This window comes from Bradyrhizobium sp. 155 (genome assembly GCF_023101105.1).
In the GTDB taxonomy this organism is placed as follows: domain Bacteria; phylum Pseudomonadota; class Alphaproteobacteria; order Rhizobiales; family Xanthobacteraceae; genus Bradyrhizobium; species Bradyrhizobium canariense_D.
In genome coordinates this window covers 997,979-1,017,395 of sequence record NZ_CP064704.1, presented here as the reverse complement: position 1 = coordinate 1,017,395, position 19,417 = coordinate 997,979, and the positions used below count along the sequence as shown (strand labels likewise).

Annotated in this window: 22 protein-coding genes; 9 read left to right on the top strand and 13 right to left on the bottom strand. The window is 65.2% G+C overall.

Features of this window, described 5'->3' with window-relative positions; translation table 11 throughout:
- Positions 1 to 143: 143 nt before the first annotated feature.
- Both IVA93_RS04915 and IVA93_RS04910 read right to left on the bottom strand, forming a co-directional pair.
- Positions 144 to 314, bottom strand: coding sequence for a hypothetical protein (locus tag IVA93_RS04915; protein ID WP_198293346.1), 171 nt, complete (start codon positions 312 to 314; stop codon positions 144 to 146).
- Between the two features lie 259 nt (positions 315 to 573).
- Positions 574 to 1,398: a dienelactone hydrolase family protein gene (locus tag IVA93_RS04910; protein WP_018453455.1), complete on the bottom strand. Its 825-nt coding sequence runs from the start codon at positions 1,396 to 1,398 to the stop codon at positions 574 to 576.
- 175 nt (positions 1,399 to 1,573) lie between these two features.
- Between IVA93_RS04910 and IVA93_RS04905 the strand changes: the two genes are divergently transcribed.
- Positions 1,574 to 1,801 carry a DUF2093 domain-containing protein gene (locus tag IVA93_RS04905; protein WP_007596922.1) on the top strand — a complete coding sequence of 76 codons (228 nt, stop codon included), beginning with the start codon at positions 1,574 to 1,576 and terminating at the stop codon, positions 1,799 to 1,801.
- Between the two features lie 16 nt (positions 1,802 to 1,817).
- Here IVA93_RS04905 and IVA93_RS04900 read toward each other — a convergent pair whose 3' ends face one another.
- The gene (locus IVA93_RS04900; protein ID WP_018453454.1) at positions 1,818 to 2,123 is read right to left on the bottom strand and encodes a hypothetical protein; all 306 of its coding nucleotides are present in this window, start codon (positions 2,121 to 2,123) and stop codon (positions 1,818 to 1,820) included.
- Between the two features lie 492 nt (positions 2,124 to 2,615).
- On the opposite strand from IVA93_RS04900, the gene IVA93_RS04895 reads away from it, so the two are divergent.
- Positions 2,616 to 2,810 carry a hypothetical protein gene (locus IVA93_RS04895; protein ID WP_083926320.1) on the top strand — a complete coding sequence of 65 codons (195 nt, stop codon included), beginning with the start codon at positions 2,616 to 2,618 and terminating at the stop codon, positions 2,808 to 2,810.
- Between the two features lie 327 nt (positions 2,811 to 3,137).
- Here the strand turns inward: IVA93_RS04895 and IVA93_RS04890 are convergent, their stop codons facing one another.
- The 7 genes from IVA93_RS04890 to IVA93_RS04860 all read right to left on the bottom strand — a co-directional run bounded on the left by IVA93_RS04890 (position 3,138) and on the right by IVA93_RS04860 (position 9,259).
- Complete coding sequence (locus IVA93_RS04890; protein ID WP_007596925.1) at positions 3,138 to 3,473, bottom strand: GYD domain-containing protein; 336 nt, start codon at positions 3,471 to 3,473, stop codon at positions 3,138 to 3,140.
- 246 nt (positions 3,474 to 3,719) lie between these two features.
- Positions 3,720 to 4,736 carry a tetraacyldisaccharide 4'-kinase gene (lpxK, locus tag IVA93_RS04885; protein ID WP_018453451.1) on the bottom strand — a complete coding sequence of 339 codons (1,017 nt, stop codon included), beginning with the start codon at positions 4,734 to 4,736 and terminating at the stop codon, positions 3,720 to 3,722.
- The gene (locus IVA93_RS04880; RefSeq protein ID WP_018453450.1) at positions 4,729 to 6,075 is read right to left on the bottom strand and encodes a 3-deoxy-D-manno-octulosonic acid transferase; all 1,347 of its coding nucleotides are present in this window, start codon (positions 6,073 to 6,075) and stop codon (positions 4,729 to 4,731) included. The genes lpxK and IVA93_RS04880 overlap by 8 nt, the downstream gene beginning before the upstream one ends.
- Positions 6,038 to 6,751 carry a lysophospholipid acyltransferase family protein gene (locus IVA93_RS04875; protein ID WP_018453449.1) on the bottom strand — a complete coding sequence of 238 codons (714 nt, stop codon included), beginning with the start codon at positions 6,749 to 6,751 and terminating at the stop codon, positions 6,038 to 6,040. Before IVA93_RS04875 ends, IVA93_RS04880 begins: the two co-directional genes overlap by 38 nt.
- Positions 6,748 to 6,990 (bottom strand): DUF4170 domain-containing protein, encoded by a 243-nt coding sequence (locus IVA93_RS04870; protein ID WP_007596929.1) that lies wholly within the window; start codon positions 6,988 to 6,990, stop codon positions 6,748 to 6,750. The genes IVA93_RS04875 and IVA93_RS04870 overlap by 4 nt, the downstream gene beginning before the upstream one ends.
- A gap of 60 nt (positions 6,991 to 7,050) precedes the next feature.
- A complete protein-coding gene (locus IVA93_RS04865) occupies positions 7,051 to 7,869 on the bottom strand; it encodes an inositol monophosphatase family protein (protein WP_018453448.1) in 819 nt (272 codons plus the stop codon).
- Positions 7,856 to 9,259 (bottom strand): TldD/PmbA family protein, encoded by a 1,404-nt coding sequence (locus tag IVA93_RS04860; RefSeq protein WP_018453447.1) that lies wholly within the window; start codon positions 9,257 to 9,259, stop codon positions 7,856 to 7,858. Before IVA93_RS04860 ends, IVA93_RS04865 begins: the two co-directional genes overlap by 14 nt.
- Before the next feature lie 264 nt (positions 9,260 to 9,523).
- Here IVA93_RS04860 and IVA93_RS04855 point away from each other — a divergent pair, with 264 nt between their 5' ends.
- Positions 9,524 to 10,042: a DUF6101 family protein gene (locus tag IVA93_RS04855; RefSeq protein WP_247541484.1), complete on the top strand. Its 519-nt coding sequence runs from the start codon at positions 9,524 to 9,526 to the stop codon at positions 10,040 to 10,042.
- Here the strand turns inward: IVA93_RS04855 and ubiA are convergent.
- Both ubiA and IVA93_RS04845 read right to left on the bottom strand, forming a co-directional pair.
- Positions 10,039 to 10,971: a 4-hydroxybenzoate octaprenyltransferase gene (gene ubiA / locus IVA93_RS04850; RefSeq protein WP_018453445.1), complete on the bottom strand. Its 933-nt coding sequence runs from the start codon at positions 10,969 to 10,971 to the stop codon at positions 10,039 to 10,041. The two genes, IVA93_RS04855 and ubiA, sit on opposite strands and share 4 nt — an antisense overlap.
- On the bottom strand, positions 10,968 to 11,627 hold the full coding sequence (locus IVA93_RS04845; protein ID WP_026232533.1) for a hypothetical protein: 660 nt from the start codon (positions 11,625 to 11,627) through the stop codon (positions 10,968 to 10,970). Before IVA93_RS04845 ends, ubiA begins: the two co-directional genes overlap by 4 nt.
- Before the next feature lie 209 nt (positions 11,628 to 11,836).
- Between IVA93_RS04845 and IVA93_RS04840 the strand changes: the two genes are divergently transcribed.
- Positions 11,837 to 12,589, top strand: a complete 753-nt coding sequence (locus tag IVA93_RS04840) for a 16S rRNA (uracil(1498)-N(3))-methyltransferase (protein WP_018453443.1) — start codon at positions 11,837 to 11,839, stop codon at positions 12,587 to 12,589.
- A gap of 9 nt (positions 12,590 to 12,598) precedes the next feature.
- Here the strand turns inward: IVA93_RS04840 and IVA93_RS04835 are convergent, their stop codons facing one another.
- Positions 12,599 to 13,543 (bottom strand): helix-turn-helix domain-containing protein, encoded by a 945-nt coding sequence (locus tag IVA93_RS04835; protein WP_240543985.1) that lies wholly within the window; start codon positions 13,541 to 13,543, stop codon positions 12,599 to 12,601.
- Between the two features lie 734 nt (positions 13,544 to 14,277).
- Here IVA93_RS04835 and IVA93_RS04830 point away from each other — a divergent pair.
- From IVA93_RS04830 to IVA93_RS04810, 5 genes are all read left to right on the top strand, one after another.
- Complete coding sequence (locus IVA93_RS04830; RefSeq protein WP_026232531.1) at positions 14,278 to 15,426, top strand: ATP phosphoribosyltransferase regulatory subunit; 1,149 nt, start codon at positions 14,278 to 14,280, stop codon at positions 15,424 to 15,426.
- Positions 15,427 to 15,429: 3 nt separating this feature from the next.
- A complete protein-coding gene (gene hisG / locus IVA93_RS04825; RefSeq protein WP_018453440.1) occupies positions 15,430 to 16,407 on the top strand; it encodes an ATP phosphoribosyltransferase in 978 nt (325 codons plus the stop codon).
- 100 nt (positions 16,408 to 16,507) lie between these two features.
- Entirely contained in the window at positions 16,508 to 17,569 is a 1,062-nt protein-coding gene (locus IVA93_RS04820) for a glycosyltransferase family 2 protein (protein WP_018453439.1), read from the top strand.
- The gene (locus IVA93_RS04815) at positions 17,566 to 18,411 is read left to right on the top strand and encodes a ChbG/HpnK family deacetylase (RefSeq protein WP_018453438.1); all 846 of its coding nucleotides are present in this window, start codon (positions 17,566 to 17,568) and stop codon (positions 18,409 to 18,411) included. Before IVA93_RS04820 ends, IVA93_RS04815 begins: the two co-directional genes overlap by 4 nt.
- Positions 18,412 to 18,547: 136 nt before the next feature.
- A complete protein-coding gene (locus IVA93_RS04810) occupies positions 18,548 to 19,360 on the top strand; it encodes a DUF2076 domain-containing protein (RefSeq protein ID WP_018453437.1) in 813 nt (270 codons plus the stop codon).
- The last annotated feature ends 57 nt before the right edge of the window (positions 19,361 to 19,417 follow it).

Sequence of the window (19,417 nt, the reverse complement as noted above, 5' to 3'; positions counted from 1 at the left end):
CGCCCGGTCAAGCCGGGCGATGACAGTGAGTGTGTGGGACGCGTGTCACGAACTCGCTGTCGTAGCCCGCATGAGCGTAGCGACATGCGGGAGTAGCGGCCCCGGATATCGCTACGCTCATCCGGGCTACAAGACTGCGCGTCTCAGCGGCAGGACAATCCCGCGTCGATCGTGGTCCAGAAGCCGCAATGTTCCGGCGCGCGTTGCGGCGCGCCGGCATGGGCTTCAAACAGGAAGACCGCGACGGTGAAGACGATCAGGGCGGAGGAGAACAGGACGAAGCGGTTGCGCATGGGATTGCGTTTAATCGACATCGTGGTCGAATGATGGCGTCGTCACGGGCTGAAACCACAACGGCGCGCGATCCGTAGAGTCACGGTCGGCCATTTTCCGTGCAGGGCGGTGGTCGATGCGGGGCTGTCCGCTGTTGTTCCCTTCGGCGGCCCCGCCTTCGCTTCTCACGAGCTACGGCGCGGCGAGCCCGCTCGCCACATGTAGCCCGCATGAGCGCAGCGACATGCGGGACAGGCCTACCCGGATATCGCTACGCTCATCCGGGCTACGGCACTGCCATCACCGCGCCAGCCACTCCGCCACTTCCTTCTGCGACTCCGCGCGCGCTGCCGCATCGGTGCCGAGATGGCCGTGCTCGGGCGCGGCGGCGTCGGTGCTGCCGCTCGCTGCGTGCAGCGGCGTGTTGGCGCGGTCGAAGTCGTGATAGGCGCCGGGATAGACCACGATGCGCGCGAGCGCGCTGCGGCCATGCGCGCCCTCGACCATCTGGCGGCAGGCCGGCGGCGACGAGACGTCGTCATTGCCGCCGATCAGCACCAGCGTCGGCACCCGTGTGCTCCACCCGAGGCCGGCGGAAATCCTGCAGTCCGGATAGAACGCGATCGCGGCGCGGAAATCCGGACCCGTCTCGCGCGCAAGGTTTTGCGGACGCACGGCCCAGAGCAGCGCGCTGGCGCCGTTGGCCCAGCCCATCAGGCTGACACGGTCGCGCGCAACCCAGCTCTGCTTCATCAGCCAGGCGCGCGACGCCGCGATATCGGTGACGCGTTCGCGCCGCGCCTTGACGTGGATCTCCTTGACGCGGCATTGCGGCCCGAGCTCGCGCGAGCCGTAGCTGTCAGGGAGCAGCACGGCGTTGCCGGATTTGAGCAGCCGCTCGGCCCATTCGCGATAGCGCGGCAGGACGGAATCGGAATGGCCACCGAGGCCGCCGCAGCCGTGGAGCGCGATCACGGTCGGAAACGGCCCGGTGCCCTCGGGCTTGTAGAGCTGCGCATGCAGCACGCCGGACGCCAGCGGAATCTCGACCGGCTGCGGTGCCGGCGAGCCGTGCGCGGCCGAGAGCAGGAAGGTCAGGAACAGGGCGGTGAACGGAAGGCGCATCGAACTTTGCCGTTGGATCCTTCGCTCAAGCACTATCATGCGGAAACGCCGCCAAAACATCACAAACCGGTGGGTTTACCGGGCGGACAAGCCACCCTATCTGTGCTACATCCCGTCCAACACATCGTGCCCTCCCAGGTGATCCCGGAGCGGCCTTCCACGGAGACTTTCGACCGTGCTGAACAAGTTCGGCCCTTCGGGCCATGGCGAAGCGCAGGTGCAGTATCTCGACGGCGATTTCCGCGTGATCTCGCCGGGGACCTTCGTGCGCTGCGCGATCACCGATACGCGCATTCCGCTCGACGAGTTGAAATACTGGAGCGTGGACCTGCAGGAAGCCTATGCCACGCCCGCCGCCGTGCTCGAGCGGCATTACCCGGGCGCGCCCAAGCCGCAGGCGTGAGGCCGCAGCCGCGCGTCTATCGCTGCTCCGCGCCATCCGCGCCCACGCAGGTCTTGATGAAACTCTTCCTGGTCTCGCCGACGATCTTCTGATCGATCGCCTGCTTCAGGCAATCGAGCCGCGCCTGCGCCATGCAGAGCTGCATCTGGTCGCGCTTGTCCTGTCCCTTCAGGCTTGCCGTCGTGGAAAGACACGTCACGCGCTTGGTCGCGGGGACCGGCACTGTGGCGGTGGACGCCGCCGGCGGTGCCGTCTGTGCAAACACCGGCGCAATGATCAGACCCACAAGACTGGCGGCAACGGCGGCGGACGGCAACTTCATCGCATTCTCCTGAGCGTCTGAAAACGATAGGAGCTTGCGATGAATGGCGCCTGAATGGCAGGCTGCTGTCGATGGGCAAAGCGCAGCTGCCCTGCCGGCATAGCACGAGCGGTGCAGCTTTTTCACGAGGCATGTTCGGACGCATCAGAAATGCTGCTCTCACAGCCGAGATGATTTCCGTTATGCCAATCCGCGTTGCATCGAAGAGTGCTTGCACTCCATGGTTAGTTATTTCGCGTTGTGGTTGGATTCTTTGTTGCGATTGGCGCTCTTAGGTTGTTTGACGAAGTCTTGGTGAAACAAAGCGCCGCTATGCTTCATCTTAGGTAACTGGCCCTGCTCTTTTTATCGCACAGACAATCAAGTCAGCCAAGCGGCCACTGAGCTCTGGAATTGGCGCAGTCTGTGAACGGGCTCATATCGAAGAGCCATCTGTCGGGCTACGATCACCTCGAAAATTTGCGGTGGAATATCTGTAATCGAAAATCAACGATGGGGGTGATCATGCCCACCATATTAGACCTGCTCTATCGTGAATATTGCCGCGCCCGCCTCGCTGAAATGCGGAAACAGCTTCTGATCGCAGCTGAACGCTTTGAAGCTCTCGACGCGCATCATCATCCGGATCAGGGTGACGATGAGAGGACGGACGCACAACGCAAGACCGGTCGCCGCGCGCCGAATTGAAGCGGCCCGAGACCGGCGATCTCTCCCCGTAGCAGTGACCAAGCAGTTGGCAACAGTTTGGGAGGCAGCAATGAATACACCCGAGTACTATACCGCCATGGTGGCCTGCGTCTCGTGCCTGACCATTATCGGATTGATGGCCGTTGGGGCGTGGTGAGCATGATTGACTGCTGAACGCCGCGGACGCAGCACGCACCGGACAGCATGGTTCGTCAACGCAGGCTGGAAGGCCTTCGCCTTGCCTCGGTTGCAGACGTGCTTCTTGCTGTGAGGTGAGCGTTGCCGCCGCTTCCTTCGACTGCGGCGGCTTCGCTTTAGATCCGGATGTCAGCTTCCGGGCGGAGTATACGAAGAACGCAGCTTCGCCGCGTTCTGGCGGACCTGCTTGATCTCGTCCTGCGTGAACAGCCGCGTCAGTTTCACGTTCTGCAGGGTGCCCGCCGTGACGGTCAGGCCGGAGATGGCCGGAGCCGCACCCGGATCAGGCACATCGAAAATCACCAACACGCCTGGGCCGTCGGCCGCAACGCTGAACATCGAAATCAGCTTTCCGCCGGCCGCTTCGATGAGTTTTCTTGCCGCCTCCTGACGATCGGTCTTGGGGTTCTCCAAAATGGCATTGAGAGCGCGGGGTGTGTATTGTCCGGTGAGGCAAAAATGCATGGCATGTTCTCCTCTGGGTTTTTGGCAATGACTTTCCCTGCCGTTCCGAACTCGTCGTTACGGCCGCTGCATCTGAAATGATGAAGGTACTGCCCGCCGTGGGCATAAACGCCGTCGATGATTTCCGGGAGTTCGGCACGTCCCGGTGACGGCTCTCATGCGAGGCTACATCAACTCCCGAACGTGCGGAAGGAAATTCATCAGTGCGACATGTCGTCCCGATCAGATCTCGCCCACCTTACGAGATCATCGCCTGGAAAACCGCCGCTCGCGCGCCTTGTAGAGATGATCGCTGATCAATTGCCGAAGCGCAACCGGGTCATCGAACTCGAGCTGCACCGCGAAAGGCACGATGTCATCCGGCACGCCTTCACGGCCGTGCAGGCGAGCAAGATCCTTTTCCGTCGTTACCAATGTTTGCTGCTCGCGCCCCGCCTCCGCAGCGATGGCTGCGATCTCCTCGTTCGAGAACATGTGATGATCGGCAAAGGCGCGCGTGCGCGCGAGGTCGATGCCGCGGGCGCGCAACGTACGGAAGAACCGTTCGGGATCGCCGATGCCGGCGAACGCGAACACCGGCTTGCCCAACAGTCTTGCGACCGCCTCGGCGTCGGGTTTCAGCCGCGCGCGCAGTTCCGGCTTGTTGCGCCTGGCTAGCTCGGCCGCGACATCGTCGGCGGCGCGGCCGCCGCCGATCACGACCAGCGCGTCGGTGCGCGCGAGCTGCGCCTTCAGCGGCGCACGCAGCGGACCGGCCGGAAACACCTTGCCATTGCCGAGGCCGCGCTCACTGTCGATCACGATCAGCGAGGTGTCCTTGAGAAGACGCGGGTTCTGGAAACCGTCGTCCATCAGGATCACGGTGGCGCCTTGCGACTTCGCCAGCACGACGCCGTCGAGACGGTCGCGCGCGACCGTGACGGGAACGTCGCGCGCCATCATCAGCGGCTCGTCGCCGACGTCGGACGCGGTGTGACGCATGCGGTCGACCATTACCGGGCCCCTGAGGCTACCGCCATAGCCGCGGCTGAGCACCACCGGCGTCTCGCCGAGCTCGCGCAGGAGCTTCGTCAGCGCCAGCACGGTCGGCGTCTTGCCGGCGCCGCCGACATGGTAGTTGCCGACGCAGATCACGGGGATGCCGGCGTCGACGCCCGCGCGCAGCATCCGCCGTTCGGTGATCGCGCCGTAGAGCGCACCCAGCGGCCCCAATGCGTACGATTCGAGCGAACGTGGCCGGTACCAGAAGGCCGGCTCACGCATTGGCGGCCCCCATCTCGATCCGCAACTGCAGAAGATAAGGCTCGAGCGCGGTCATGGTGCGGTTGAGCGCGCCGCCGAGATCCTCGACCACGCCGGCGCCCGATTGCTGGATCTTGTGACGCACGGCAGGATCGGCGAGCAGCTGGCCGAGCTGCTTGATCAGCAGCTCCTGCGTGTCGGCCTGGCGCGCACCGCCGCTGTGATCGAGCGCCTCGTAGACGTCGGCGAAATTGAAGACGTGCGGACCATGGACGATGGCCGCGCCGAGCTTGATCGCTTCGATCGGATTCTGGCCACCATGGCGGATCAGCGATCCGCCCATGAACACGATGTCCGAGAGGCGATAGAACAGGCCGAGCTCGCCCATGGTGTCGGCGATATAAACGTCGGTGGTCGCCGTCGGCAGCTCGTCGCGCGAGCGCAGAGCCGGCTTCAGGCCGGACGCCGTGATCAGGCCTGTGATCGAGGAGCCGCGATCCGGATGGCGCGGCACGATCACGGTCAGGAGCTGCGGGAAGAAACCGCTGAGGCTGCGATGCGCCGCCACCAGCATCTCCTCCTCGCCCGGATGGGTCGAGGCCGCGACGATGATCGGACGCCCGCGCGTCATCGCCATCAGCCGTTCGAGCTTGGCAGGATCGGCCGGCGGCGCCGGCACGTCGAGCTTGAGATTGCCCGTGGTGACGACGTCCCGGCCGCCGAGCGCCGAGAAGCGCTCGGCATCGGTCTTCGACTGCGCCAGACAAATGTCGAAACGCGACAGCAGCGCCGAGATGGTGCCCTGCATGCGGCGCCAGCGCGGGAAGGAGCGCGGCGACATCCGCCCGTTGATCAGCACCATCGGCACGCGACGCGCAGCGCCTGCCAGGATCAGGTTCGGCCAGAGATCGGATTCGATGAACAGCGCCAGCGACGGCTTCCAATGGTCGAGGAAGCGCGCGACGTAGCGCGGGGAATCATACGGCACGTATTGATGGATGACGTCGGGCGGAAAGCGCTTTGCGACAATAGCAGCCGACGTGACGGTGCCCGAGGTGAGCAGAATGCGCAGGTTCAGATCGCGCAAGCGCTCGATCAGGGCCGCCGCGGCGAGGACCTCGCCGACGCTGGCGCCGTGAATCCAGACCAGCGGACCGTGCGGTCGCACGTCCCGGGACAGGCCCCGCCGTTCGCCGACGCGCGCGGGATCTTCCTTGCCCTGCTTCAGGCGCCGCTTGATCAGCACAGGCGCGAGCGGCACCAGGCCGCGCGCCAGGCGCCGGTACATCCGCAGCGTCAACGGCAGCGAGCCCGGTAGCGATTTAGGCATCTGCAGGTCCCGGCCGGCCGAGTTGCGCATAGGCGCGGCGGGTCGCCTCGTTCAAGGTCTCCTCCAGCTCGAGCCGCAGCGCTTCCATGGTGGCGGCGTCCGCATCCGGCGGAACGTGGATTTCCTTGATGCCGACCAACGCGCCCCGCCCGAACGGCAGGTTGATGGTGGTGCGGTCCCAGTTCTTGAGCCGGACGAAGCGGCTGGTCGCCATCGCAAAAGGCATGATCGGCCGCCCCGATTCCCGTGCCAGCATGATGATGCCGAGCCCAGCCACGCGCGAGCGCTTGGGGACGTCAGCGGTCAGCGCGACATTACAACCGTCCTCGAGCGTCCGCACCATTTCCTTGAAGGCACCGACCCCGCCTTTGCGGTGAAACGCGCCGCCATGGTCGCCGGAGCCGCGGATGGTGCCGATGCCGAGCCGCTCGGCGGCAATCGCGTTGAACTCGCCGTCGCGGTGACGGGAGATCAGGACCCTGGCCTTGTACCAGTCCTTGTTCTTGATGAAGGGGGTGAGGAAATGCTGGCCGTGCCAAAAGGCGAAGATCGCCGGGATCTGCGGTTCGACGCGGTCATAGACGTCAGGCGGATCGAACGTGAATGTGTTCGTCCGCCAGACCAGACGCAGATATTCGGCCGCCAGGATTCCGACGGCACGCTGAACGAAGCTGCTCCTCAGCGTATTGCGAAGCAGCTTTTTCAACGCGCCGGTTCTTGATTCGGGTCGAGCAGCCGGTGGAGATGGACGATGAAATAGCGCATCTGCGCGTTGTCGACCGTGCTCTGCGCCTTGGCGCGCCAGGCGGCGTGCGCGGTCGCATAGTTCGGATAGAGGCCAACGATCTCAACGTCGTCGAGGTTCTTGAAGGTGTTGTGCTCGAGATCGACGAGCTCGCCGCCGACGACGAGGTGGAGCAGTTGTTGCGGGGCACTATCTGGCATCGGTTCTGTTCCTAACGGGCTGCCCGGCAAAGCAGTGTTCGACAAGCACGAGAAAGCGCTTCACGGCAAGGGGCGGTTTCGAAAATGCGAGACAATGTTCGCATGACGATCGCGACCCGCTGCCACCAGCACCCCATGCGTGACTTGCCGGCGGTTATAGAGGATGGGATCTCCGGAGAGATCGCTCATCCTACCATCGGCTTCCTGCACGATCAAATCCGCCGCCGCAAGGTCCCAATCATGACTGTTGCCGCCCGCAAAAGCCGCATCCAGCGCGCCATGAGCGACCCGGCACAGACGCAGCGCGAGCGAACCGATTCGCGGATGCAGCTTGATCTCGCCCAGTGACGGCTTCAGGCGCTCGACCAGGGGCTTCGGACCCGCGACCCGCGAGAAGTCAAGCTCGGATCCCGACGTCGCCCGCACCGGCACCTCGTTGAGGGTCGTGCCCTGGCCGCGGGCGGCGAAAAAGAACTCTTCGCTCGTCGGCGCGAACACCGCGGCCAGCACTGGCGAGGCATCCTCGACCAGCGCCACGCTGACGCACCATTCGTCATGGCCATTGAGATAGTTGCGGGTGCCGTCGATGGGATCGACGATCCAGGTCATCCGCCGCGACAGCCGCACCTCGTCGTCGGCGCTCTCCTCCGACAGCCAGCCATAGTCGGGCGTCGCCGCGCGCAGTCGCGCTTCCAGGAGATCGTTGACGGCAATGTCGGCTTCCGAGACCGGCGAGGACGCGCCCTTGGTCCACTTCTTCAGCTCGGTGCGGAACATCGACTGCGCGAGTGCGCCCGCCTCCCGCACCGTCTCTTGCAGCAGCGCCGCGTCGCGCGTCAGGATGGCTTCACCGGTTGCGTTCGCGTCAACGTCCGCCAAGCGTCAAACCCTCGATGCGCACCGTCGGCGCATTGACGCCGTAGCGGAACTCGAGATTGTTCGCCGGCTGCATCGACCTGAAGATCTCGAACAGATGGCCGGCGATCGTCACCTCGCTCACGGGATAAGTGAGTTCGCCGTTCTCAATCCAGAAGCCGGAGGCGCCGCGGCTGTAATCGCCGGTGACGCCGTTGACGCCCGAGCCGATCAAATCGGTGACGTAGAACCCCTGCTTGATGTCGGAGATCAGCTCGGCCGGCGTCGGCGTGCCGGGTTCAAGATGCAGATTGTACGGGCCGGGTGACGGCGAGGAGGACACGCCGCGGTGGGCATGGCCGGTGGTGGTGAGGCCGAGCTCACGCGCGGTCGCGCAATCGAGCAGCCAGGTCGTCAGCACGCCTTCGTCGATCAGCGCGATCTTCTTCACGGCGACGCCTTCGGCGTCGAACGTCTGCGAGCGCAGGCCGCGTTTGCGCAGCGGATCGTCGATGATGCGGATGTTGTTGGCGAACAGCTGCTGGCCGAGCGTGTCCTTCAGGAAGCTGGTCTTGCGCGCGATCGAAGCGCCATTGATGGCGCCGACGACGTGACCGACCAGCGAGCCCGCGACGCGCGGATCGAACACCACAGGCACCTTGCAGGTCTCGACCTTGCGCGGATTGAAGCGCGCCACGGTGCGCTCGCCCGCGGAACGGCCGACGATCTCCGGTGACAAGAGGTCTACACCATGCGGCGCCGAGGTGAAGTCGTAGTCGCGCTCCATGCCGGTGCCGTCACCGACAATGGCGGTGGCGGAGATGCCCTGGCTGGACCGCAGATAAGAACCGTGGAAGCCGGTGCTGGTGACGAGCACCATGCCGCCCATGCCGGCGGAGGCCGAGGCGCCGCCGGATTTGGTCACGCCCTTCACACCAAGCGCCGCAGCCTCGGCTTCGAGCGCGCGACGCTCGAGTTCCGAGGTCGCGGGCACGTCAGGGTCGAGCAGATCGAGATCGGGGAAGTCGCGCGCGAGCAGTGCCGGATCGGCAAGGCCGACATATTTGTCGTCGGGCGCGACGCGCGCCATCGCAACCGCTCGCTCGGCAAGCTTGGTCACGGCATCGCCGCTGGTATCATTGGTCGAGACCACCGCCTGACGGCGGCCGACCAGCACGCGCAGGCCGACATCGTCGCCCTCGGACCGTTCGGATTCCTCGACGCGGCCGTCGCGGACCTCGACGCCTTGCGAGACGCCACGCACGGCGACTGCATCGGCCGCATCCGCGCCGGCGCGCCTTGCAGCCTCCACCAGCCGCTGCGCGAGATCGGAGAGCGCAGACTGGTCGAACAGGTCGCGGCTGGCTGTGGACGAATCCTTGGGCGAAAGCGTCGAGCTTGGTGAAGGGTTCACAAACGAAATCCTGTTGGGGCGGGCTGCGGGACCGGAACCCACAGATGTGCCCTGATCGCGCGGACTTCAAGCATTTTCAGCCCACCAAAAGCTCAGATTCGCACCTTGCGCGCAACGTCTCGTCAATCATGCGCGCCAAGGTCTTGTCAATCATGCGCGGCGGTGAGGTTGGATTAACCAGCCTTTTTAAGCGGTTTCGGAAAGGCTCGCGCTAAGGTCCTCGCATCGACCGGGAACATAATCCTGGCGGGGAGAACTAAAGCCGTGAGGCGTCAAACAGCAACAAGCGGGATCGCTCCCGCCGGGTCGAGCCGCTCCCTGCGGCTCGACCCCCTTTCCCTTCCGGTCCGCTTCGATGCGCATGATCCGCGCGCCGACGGATATGTACGGCAGATCGAGCTTCATCGCGAACGTGTCGTGCTGCACCGTGCCGTCCGCGGCATGCGGATGGCAATCAATGTTCGCGTCAGCGACTTCACCGGCGTCGCGCTGCGCGGCAAGGACGAGGCCCAGACCCTCGTCCTCGTTCATCGCGATCCCTCGCTCTCCATTCCGCTGCTGGTCAGCGCCGACGGCGACGAACTCGTTGAGGCCTGGGCAATCTGGAGCGAGCTGTTCGCACTTCCGCAGCTCGACGAAGGCGCACGCCAGCCCGCGCCGCGCCGTCGCCGCGCCAACCCGATTCGCGACCGCCGTCCGAAATTTCTGATGCGCCGCCGCACCGGTGTCGCACGGGAGTTGTCGGTGCATCGCGATGAGCGCGAGATCATCGCCCGGAGTTAAGCCGTCCGCATCACCGCGTCGGCCAGCAAACCCGCAAACAACAACAGCCCAGCGTCGCGGTTCGAGTAGAACAGGCGCTTGCAGAGATCGCCATCGCTGATATTCAGCCGCCCGATCTGCGAGGCCAGATGCACGGCGAAGGCCCCAAGTCCGAGCCAGGCCGGCCAGCGCGCATCGCCCGACGCCAGCGCCACGCCGATCAGCAGCACCGCGAGGCCGTAGAACAGTATCAGCGCCTGGTGCGTATGCGCACCGAACAGGCGCGCGGTGGACTTGATGCCGATCAGCGCATCGTCCTCGGCGTCCTGATGCGCGTAGATCGTGTCGTAGCCGATCACCCAGGAGATCGCGCCGGCATAGAGCACGAGCGCGGTGACATCGATCCGCCCGAAGGTGACGGCAAATCCCATCAGGGCGCCCCAGGAGAACGCGAGCCCGAGCACGATCTGCGGCCACCAGGTGATGCGCTTCATGAACGGGTAGATCGCGACGATCAGCAGCGAGGCAATGCCGGTCAGGATCGCGAAGCGGTTGAACTGCAGCAACACCACGAGCCCGATCAGCGCCTGCGCGACCATGAACGCCAGCGCCTGCTTCGCGCTCACCTGGCCGGAGGGCAGCGGCCGCGAGCGGGTGCGCTCGACCTTGTCGTCGAGGTCACGGTCGGTGATGTCGTTCCAGGTACAGCCTGCCCCCCGCATGACGAAGGCGCCGATGAAGAACAGGACGATGGTGAGCGGCAGGCCGCGGACGTCATGGGCCATGCCGGCGGCGAGCGCCGCCGACCACCAGCACGGCATCAACAGGAGCCAGGAGCCGATCGGACGATCGAAGCGGGACAAGCGCAGATAAGGCCGCGCCCATTGCGGCGCACGCGTATCGACCCAGTTGCCGGTGGAATCGGCAACTCGGGCTGACGTGTCGCTCATCGCGTCAGGACGTTGCCGTTGAGTGTGTCGAAGGTGCTGCCGCCCTTCTTACCGGCATTGGCCTCGGGCGGCGAGCCCGAACCCAGCACTTCGCTCAGCGACGGACCGGCCGGTCCGCGCGGCTGGTTCTGCATCTGCTGCGCAACATTGCAGACCTTCGCCGCCATGGCCTCGGTGTTCTTGTGGCCGTCCTTCATCTGCGCGCCGACCTGCGCCGGAATCCCGCACTTCGAGGCATTGGCCTCGATGTACTTGATCATCTTGGTCTCAGCCTGGCTGAAGTTGCGGATCAGCTTGCAGGCCTCGTCAGGCGGGGCGTGACGGTCGCTCGCGGCCTTGATCAGCTTGCCGCGTTTTTCGGCATCTTCGCGCAGAGGCATGAACGCCTTCATGCAGTCCTCGCCGGGACCGGCTTGCGTCGGCGGGGCCGCGCTGAAGGCGCCGGCGCCACCGACAGGAGCGGCGCCATCCACGGGGAAGGAGGATTGCGGCGCGCCGCCGACGGAGGCGACGGGCGCCGAGCCATTGACGGGCGGGAAGGCGGAACTGGTTGGGGCTTGGCCCGGCAGCGGCGCGGGGAAGCCCTGCGCATAGGCACCAACGGCGCCCATCGTGACCATGGCGGCAGTGATCGGAACCATCAAATGACGGATCATCAAGGCAGTCTCTCCGGCAGGAGCTTGCGGGGTTCGGCGTCTTCCCAATTGAAGCGCAACCGGCGTGCTCGCGATTTTACGATTCCCGCCGGCCCTTAACAACCCGTTGAATAGGGCGGGAGCGCGGCGCGCCGACGCACCATTTTGGCAAAATTTACCCCGAAAGGACTGCTTTCGGTTAAGAACGGCGGCAAATCGGACCTTTGACGATGCCTTCCCACGATTTCCGCGGCCCCCGCCTGTTCGTCGACGCCCCGCTTGCCCAGGACGGCAGGGTCGAGCTCGACCGCGACCAGAGCAATTATCTCGGCAATGTGCTGCGGCTTGCCGCCGGGGCCGAGGTTTTGGCGTTCAACGGCCGCGACGGCGAGTGGCAGGCCGCCATTGAAGGCCGCAAGCGGCCGGACGGTCTCGTCATCCTCCAGCAGACCCGGCCGCAGGACCGGCTGCCCGACCTCGCCTACATCTTCGCTCCGCTCAAGCATGCCCGGCTCGACTACATGGTGCAGAAGGCCATCGAGATGGGCGCCGCCAGCCTGCAGCCGGTTCTGACCCGATTCACCCAGGCCTCACGCGTCAATACCGAGCGGATGCGCGCCAATGTCGTCGAGGCGGCCGAGCAATGCGGCATTCTCAGCATCGCCACCGTTGCCGAGCCGGTGCCGCTGGAGCGCTTCTTGACCCAGCGCGCCGCTGGCAGGCTGCTGATCTTCTGCGACGAGGCGGCGGAGCTCGAAAACCCCATTCGGAGCTTGCAAGCCGCACGCGCCGGGGAGGGAATCGACGTGCTGATCGGACCCGAAGGCGGCTTTGCCGAGGAAGAGCGGGTCCTGCTGCTGCGGCAGCCGAAAATCCTGCGGCTGGCGCTCGGACCCCGCATCATGCGGGCCGACACCGCCGCGGTGGCCGCGCTGGCGCTGGTGCAGGCGGTGCTGGGCGACTGGGGTGGCGAACGCGGCTAAGGCACGTTGCTATTCGCCTCGTAGCGATCGGTTCAGGGTCTCCGAAGGCAACTCTCCGAAAGCCTCTCTGTAGCTCGCTGCGAATTCGCTGAGATGCCAGAAACCATGCGCAAGCGCGCAGGACTTCACACTCCGGCCTGCTCGGCCGGTGCGCAGTTGCTTGCGTACCGACCAGAGGCGCAAGACCCGGCTATAGCGATGTGGGCTCATGCCGCAGATGGCCCGTGTCGCACTCTGGAGAGTCCGGACCGACACGCCCGCCTGTTCCGCCAGTTCGGTGGTCTTGTGCCAGATCATCAGATCGCGCCGAATCAGTTTTTCCATATCAGCCACGATCCGCCGATAATGCTCGGTGGTGGACGACGCAGGTGCGCTTGCGACACTGGACCAGATCGCCGCATCCATCGTGCTGAGCAGTGACCGTTCGACAATCGTTTGCGAAGCCGGCTCATTCAGGAAGTCCGGGTCATTTGCCGCGGTTTCAAGCGAGATCGAGATCAGACGGCGCAGCGAGGCAAGCACGTCCGGCGCCGGATTCAGCAAATGGCATCCATCGCTCAATTCAGGCAATGGCTCCCGCCCGGATGGACTGAAGTAGACCACCGCCAGCAGACGCCCCTCCGGCTCATGCACCAAGCAATCTGAACCGCCTTTTAGAATGACAACAGAACCGCCGGTCGATTGCCCGTTTATGCGGGCAGAGGTCACGTGATCCATCGGTACCACCACTGCGGCAGCATTGGTGAGCTGATAGCCGCGAATGATCCGGGGGAAGGTTTTCAACAGCGACAGGGTCAGGGTCGGCAAGGTGAGCCGGGCACGCATGATCGCGGTCGTCCCGACAGACAACGGCATGCTCGATGCGCCGGCGTATTTCTCGGTCTCACCGAAATGATCGATGTCATACGATTTGAGCTCGAGCGCCGAGGACGGCTTGAGATCCTGGAACGACATCAAGCGATCCGCCGCTATCTTTTGCATTGCCTCGCGAGCAGGGACTAGACGGCTTTGATCCATGTTCTGCTGCTTACCTGACGTTCTTCGTAGAGACGGCGACTTTAGCGCGGCGCAAACCACCCGGCGCTCTGGCCCCGGCGCGCCGCAGGTCGCGGGGCATTGAGAATGGCACGAACGATCAGAAGGTCGAGTGGATCTAAGTCGTAGTGCCGGAACATCTCGCTAATCAAAACAGCATATAGGCCAGCGTGTGTCGCGCGACCGTTCCGATAACGTCTGTGCGTTGCCGCATGAATCGGAAACCAACTTTCGCATTGTAAACGAAGGCTCTGCGAACGGACCGTCCGCCCTACCCAAATTGAGCATGCGACCAGTGGACACCCTCAACCGGGCCAAGCAGCTCGCGGATGAGGTTACATGTGAGGCAGCGAGCATTCCGGCCAGGCGGCCATTCCTTCGTGGAAGCGGCCCGGAGAGCTCGCTGGCCGAATGAATGAGGGTGAGGCGTCCAACCTAACTCGATCGGCCGCAGCGCGATTAGGTATTATATTACCTAGCTTGGCGACGACGCCTGAATTGGGCTTCGCATCCTCTGCTGACGGTGCGTCGCTCCGGCGCTGTTAAGCGATTGATCCTTTGGAGGTCGAAACCGCTTCCGGGCCATGCTAAGGCCTGCGGCAATTCGTTCCCTGCTTGCCCTGCCCGGTTCCACCGGGACGATGGACCCCGAGATGACCGCGACTGCCACCTCAAATGCTGCCGGCTCCGCCTGGGCGGACACGCTGCTGCTGTCGTTCGCGCAGGCCGGCTATGTCAGGGCCGAGCCCGCCATCCTGCAGCCGGCCGAACCGTTCCTGGATCTCTCCGGCGAGGACATCCGCAAGAGCCTGTACCTGACCACGGACCTATCCGGCGATGAGCTCTGCCTGCGCCCGGACCTGACCATACCGGTGGCCCGCGATTACCTCAGCTCTGGCCGTGCCGGCCAGCCGGCCGGGTTCAGTTATCTCGGCCCGGTGTTCCGCTACCGCAGCGGCCAGAGCAGCGAATTCCTGCAGGCCGGCATCGAGTCGTTCGGCCGCCAGGACCGCGCCGCGGCCGATGCCGAAATGCTGGCGCTGGCGCTGGAGGCGACCGCCGCCTTCGGCGTTCGCGACGTCGAGATCCGCACCGGCGACGTGGCGCTGTTCAACGCGCTGCTCGACGCGCTCGACCTCTATCCGGTCTGGCGCCGCCGCCTGGTCAAGGATTTCAACCGCAAGATCAGCCTGGAGCAAGATCTCGAGCGGCTGGCAGCCGCGACCACCGCGACCCGCAGCGAATATGAGGGCGTGCTCGCGGCGCTCGCCGGCTCCGACCGCAAGGCAGCGCTCGCTTTCGTAACCGACCTCATGTCGATCGCCGGCACCACCAATGTCGGCGGCCGCACCACCGCCGAGATTGCCGACCGCTTCCTCGAGCAGTCGACGCTGAAGGGCGGCGCGCTGCCGCGCGAGGCCATCGCCGTGCTCAAACGTTTCCTGTCGATATCGGGTAACCCCGATGACGCCGTGGCCGAGCTGCGCGCGCTCACCAATGATGCGAAGCTCGACCTCAGTGCTGCGATCGACCAGTTCGAAAGCCGGGTCGGCTTCATGGCCGCGCGCGGCATCGATGTGAAGGCGACGCGCTTTTCCACCGCGTTCGGGCGCGGGCTCGACTACTACACCGGCTTCGAATTCGAGCTGCATCACCGCGGCAACGGCGCCGAGCCGCTGGTTGCCGGCGGCCGCTATGACGGATTGATGACCCAGCTTGGATCGGCCGAGCCGATCCCCGCGGTCGGTTTCTCGGTCTGGGTGGATGCGCTGACCCGGATCGGCCGCAAGGTGGGAGCTTAAGTCATGAGCGCGCCATTCGTTCTGGCCGTTCCCTCCAAGGGCCGCCTTCAGGAAAATACCGAGGCCTTCTTCGCCCGCGCCGGGCTGAAGCTGTCGAAGGCGGGCGGCGCCCGCGACTATCGCGGCACGCTCGCTGGCCTCGACAATGTCGAGGTCGCCTATCTCTCGGCGAGCGAAATCGCCTCGCAACTGTCCCGCGGCTCGGCGCATCTCGGCGTCACTGGCGAGGATCTGGTGCGGGAGACCATCGCGGACGCCGACAAGCGCGTCTCCCTGATCGAAGGCCTCGGCTTCGGCTATGCCGACGTCGTCGTCGCGGTGCCGCAGGCGTGGATCGACGTCCGCACCATGGCCGACCTCGACGACGTCACCACCGGCTTCCGCGAGCAGCATCACATGCGGATGCGGGTCGCAACCAAGTTCATCAATCTCACCCGCGCCTTCTTCCAGAGCCAAGGCATCACCGATTACCGCATCGTCGAAAGCACGGGCGCGACCGAAGGCGCACCGGCCGCCGGCAGCGCCGAGTTGATCGTCGATATCACCACGACCGGCGCGACGCTCGCCGCCAACGGATTGCGGGTGCTCGACGACGGCGTGATCCTGCGCAGCCAGGCCAATCTGGTCGCCTCAAGGGACGCCGATTGGTCGCCGCAAGCGCGGGAGACCGCGCGAATCATCCTCGATCACATCGCGGCGCGGGCGCGGGCCAACAAATACCGCGAAGTCCGCACCCGCTTCCGCCAGTGCGACGCGGCCATGCTCACCGAGGCCCATGAGCGCTTCGGCGTCGAAGCCCCGTTCGGCGGACCGACCTCGTCAGGCATGCTCACGCTGCACTGCCCGCCGGGCCAGCTCTATGCACTCGCGAGCTTCCTGCGCGGGCATGGCGCCGAGACCGTCTCGGTGGTTTCGCTGGATTACGTGTTCGACCGGGAGAACCCGCTGTTCGCCAGGCTCGAGGCGTTCCTGCGGCAGTGAGCCCAAAGTTTGTTGAGCAATTCCGTTCAGCGTAGCGACAGCAAACGGCAGCTACCATATGCTGTTGAGATGACCTTGAACGCCTCTGGAACCTTGATCGATGACGCTGGGCTCTGACGTTTCCGGCATGACGACCAACGCGGCAAGCGCCGCCGCGAAGGGGCTGTCGATTGTCGTCCCGCTCTACAACGAAGCCGCGGGCCTCGCCGCCCTACACCAGCGCATCTGCGATCTCGCAAAGACCTTGCGGCAGCGCTATCGCTTGGCTTGCGAGGTCGTCTATGTCGACGACGGTAGCGCGGACGCGACGCTGTCGATCGCCCGCTCGCTGCCGGCCGACGCGGTCGACGTCCAGGTGGTGTCGCTGTCGCGCAATTTCGGCAAGGAGGCCGCGCTGATGGCTGGCCTCGACCATGCCCGGCTCGGCGCGGTGCTGTTCATGGACGGCGACGGCCAGCATCCGCCGTCGCTGGTCGAGCGACTGGTGCGGCACTGGATCGAGGACGGCTACGACGTCGTCTATACCGCCAAGGCGCATCGCGACAACGAGCCCTTCCTGCGGCGGCTCGCCGGGCGCGGCTTCTATGCGCTGATCAATTGGGGCGCGCGCCAGAAGATTCCCGAAGACGCCGGCGACTTCCGCCTGCTGTCGCCGCGCGCGGTCGCAGCACTGAGGCAGCTGCCCGAGCGCAACCGCTTCTTCAAGGGCCTCGCGAGCTGGATCGGCTTCCGCCAGATCCGCGTCGATTACGAGCCCGCGCCGCGCACCCATGGCGTGACGACCTTCAGCGCCGCACGCCTGCTTGGTCTTTCGATCGAAGGCGTCACCTCGTTCTCGGTGGCGCCGCTGCGCTTCGCCAGCCTGCTCGGCGTGATCCTCGCCGGCGGAGCGTTCCTGTTCGGTCTGTCGATCCTCTGGGAGGTCTTGACCACCGGCAAGCAGGTGCCCGGCTATCCCTCACTCGTGATCGGACTGATGACGATCGGCGGCGTGCAGCTCATCATGATCGGCATCGTCGGCGAATATATCGGCAAGATCCTCTCCGAGCTGAAGGCGCGCCCGATCTACTTCGTCGCCGAGCACAGTGAAAAGCATTTCGAAACCGAGAAGGCCCAGGACGCTTCAAGCCTGGACGCCTCGAAGAGGACGGCGGCCGAATGAGCGCGGCCGCGCCGCTGCGGCGGATCTGGCTCTGCGCCGACGATTACGGCATCAGCCCGGGCGTCAATCGCGCCATCCGCGACCTGATCGAACGCGGCCGTCTCAACGCTACCTCGGTGATGATGGTGGGACCTGCGGTCGAGCGCAGCGAGATCGAAGCGCTCCAGGCGGCAGCGCAAGCGAGCCCACGCTGCGCGATCGGATTGCACGTGACGTTGTCGGCACCGTTCCGGCCGCTCACCATGCATTTCCGTCCGCTCGACGGCGACATGTTTCTCCCGTTTCCGAAGCTGCTGCGCGCGGGTCTTGCGCGAAGGCTCGACCGCGAGTTCTTTCGCAACGAGGTCAAGGCGCAGCTGGCAGCCTTCGCGAAAGCGTTCGGACGCGCGCCTGACTTCGTCGACGGCCATCAGCATGTGCAGCTCTACCCGCAGGTGCGCGACGGCTTTGTCGATGCGGTGAGCGAAGTCGCGCCAAAAGCCTGGGTGCGCCAGGGCGGCCGCGACCTGCCGCTGATGCAGCGGCTGGCCTCACCGAAAGCCATGGTGCTCGACATTCTCAGCGCGCAATTCCGCCGCCGTGCCGTCAGCGCGGGCCTCAGCTTCAATCCCGGCTTCGCCGGCGCCTATGATTTCACGCGGGCGGCCGATTTCGGCGAGCTGATGCGGCAATTTCTCGAAGGCCTGCCGGATGGCGGCCTCGTGATGTGTCATCCCGGCTTCGTCGACGAAATTCTCACCGGGCTCGACCCGATGACGGATGTCCGCGAACGCGAGCACTCCTATCTCGCCGGCGATGCCTTTGCGCGCCTGCTGACGGACAGCGGCGTCACGCTGGGGTAAAACCGGCGAAGTTTGCGAGAAAGCCGCCCCGCGGGGCAGCTTGTCGCATACCGAAATTTAATCCAGCCGGCACTGTTGGGGCCACAATGGAACCCTACATCTGCCTCGCGCTTGTTTTGCGCGAGGGAGACTGACCATGACGCCGCAGGAACGCCAGCTCGTCGACGAGCTTTTCGACCGGCTTTCGAAACTGGAAAATGCACCGCGCGATCCCGACGCGATCGCCGCGATCTCCGACGGCCTGCGCAAGGCGCCCGGCGCCATCTATGCGCTGGTGCAGACCGTGCTGTTGCAGGACGAGGCGCTGAAGCGTGCTCACAACCGCATCCAAGAGCTGGAGGCGGCGCAGGCGCCCGAGCAGGCGCAGTCCGGCGGTTTCCTGGACACCATGCGCGACACGCTATTCGGCGGGGGCCCGTCCCGCGGCTCGGTTCCGAACGTGCCGCCGCGTGACTCGCGGCCGGTATGGAACAGCGGCCAGGCGATGCAGCAGCCCCAGCCGGGCTATGGCCAACCACCGTACGGGCAGGCCTACGGCCAAGGACCGGGTCAGGGCTATGGTGCGCCGCCGATCGGCGGTGGCGGTGGCTCGTTCCTCGGCACGGCGGCGGCCGCCGCGGCCGGCGTCGTCGGCGGCTCGCTGCTGCTCTCCAGCATCCGCGGCATGATGGGCGGATCGCATCAGCAGGCCTTCGGCGACACCAATGCCCTGGGCGATCGCAGCCCCTGGACCGGCAGCGATCAGTCCGGCGGCTCGCTCGCGCGCGATGCCGGCCTCGACGACATCGGCTCGAACCGCGGCGATGCTTCCCGGCAGGGCTTCGCCGACCACGCTTCGAACGACGACCAGAATTACAACGATCAGAACGACAATGACGGCGGCAATGTCGACCTCGCCGACGACGGCGATTTCGGCGGCGGAGATGATGGCGGCAGCGATTACGCCTGACGCTTCTTATCCTTGCTCCAAACGAGAACGGCCGCCGATGAGGCGGCCGTTTTTGGT

Excerpts from the sequence above, each read along its gene's own strand:
- IVA93_RS04915 (WP_198293346.1), bottom strand. The coding sequence starts at position 314 with ATGTCGATTAAACGCAATCCCATGCGCAACCGCTTCGTCCTGTTCTCC.
- IVA93_RS04910 (WP_018453455.1), bottom strand. The coding sequence starts at position 1,398 with ATGCGCCTTCCGTTCACCGCCCTGTTCCTGACCTTCCTGCTCTCGGCC.
- IVA93_RS04900 (WP_018453454.1), bottom strand. The coding sequence starts at position 2,123 with ATGAAGTTGCCGTCCGCCGCCGTTGCCGCCAGTCTTGTGGGTCTGATC.
- IVA93_RS04895 (WP_083926320.1), top strand. The coding sequence starts at position 2,616 with ATGGGGGTGATCATGCCCACCATATTAGACCTGCTCTATCGTGAATAT.
- IVA93_RS04890 (WP_007596925.1), bottom strand. The coding sequence starts at position 3,473 with ATGCATTTTTGCCTCACCGGACAATACACACCCCGCGCTCTCAATGCC.
- lpxK (WP_018453451.1), bottom strand. The coding sequence starts at position 4,736 with ATGCGTGAGCCGGCCTTCTGGTACCGGCCACGTTCGCTCGAATCGTAC.
- IVA93_RS04880 (WP_018453450.1), bottom strand. The coding sequence starts at position 6,075 with ATGCGCAACTCGGCCGGCCGGGACCTGCAGATGCCTAAATCGCTACCG.
- IVA93_RS04870 (WP_007596929.1), bottom strand. The coding sequence starts at position 6,990 with ATGCCAGATAGTGCCCCGCAACAACTGCTCCACCTCGTCGTCGGCGGC.
- ubiA (WP_018453445.1), bottom strand. The coding sequence starts at position 10,971 with ATGAGCGACACGTCAGCCCGAGTTGCCGATTCCACCGGCAACTGGGTC.
- IVA93_RS04845 (WP_026232533.1), bottom strand. The coding sequence starts at position 11,627 with ATGATCCGTCATTTGATGGTTCCGATCACTGCCGCCATGGTCACGATG.
- IVA93_RS04840 (WP_018453443.1), top strand. The coding sequence starts at position 11,837 with ATGCCTTCCCACGATTTCCGCGGCCCCCGCCTGTTCGTCGACGCCCCG.
- IVA93_RS04835 (WP_240543985.1), bottom strand. The coding sequence starts at position 13,543 with ATGTCGTTCCAGGATCTCAAGCCGTCCTCGGCGCTCGAGCTCAAATCG.
- IVA93_RS04830 (WP_026232531.1), top strand. The coding sequence starts at position 14,278 with ATGACCGCGACTGCCACCTCAAATGCTGCCGGCTCCGCCTGGGCGGAC.
- hisG (WP_018453440.1), top strand. The coding sequence starts at position 15,430 with ATGAGCGCGCCATTCGTTCTGGCCGTTCCCTCCAAGGGCCGCCTTCAG.
- IVA93_RS04820 (WP_018453439.1), top strand. The coding sequence starts at position 16,508 with ATGACGCTGGGCTCTGACGTTTCCGGCATGACGACCAACGCGGCAAGC.
- IVA93_RS04815 (WP_018453438.1), top strand. The coding sequence starts at position 17,566 with ATGAGCGCGGCCGCGCCGCTGCGGCGGATCTGGCTCTGCGCCGACGAT.
- IVA93_RS04810 (WP_018453437.1), top strand. The coding sequence starts at position 18,548 with ATGACGCCGCAGGAACGCCAGCTCGTCGACGAGCTTTTCGACCGGCTT.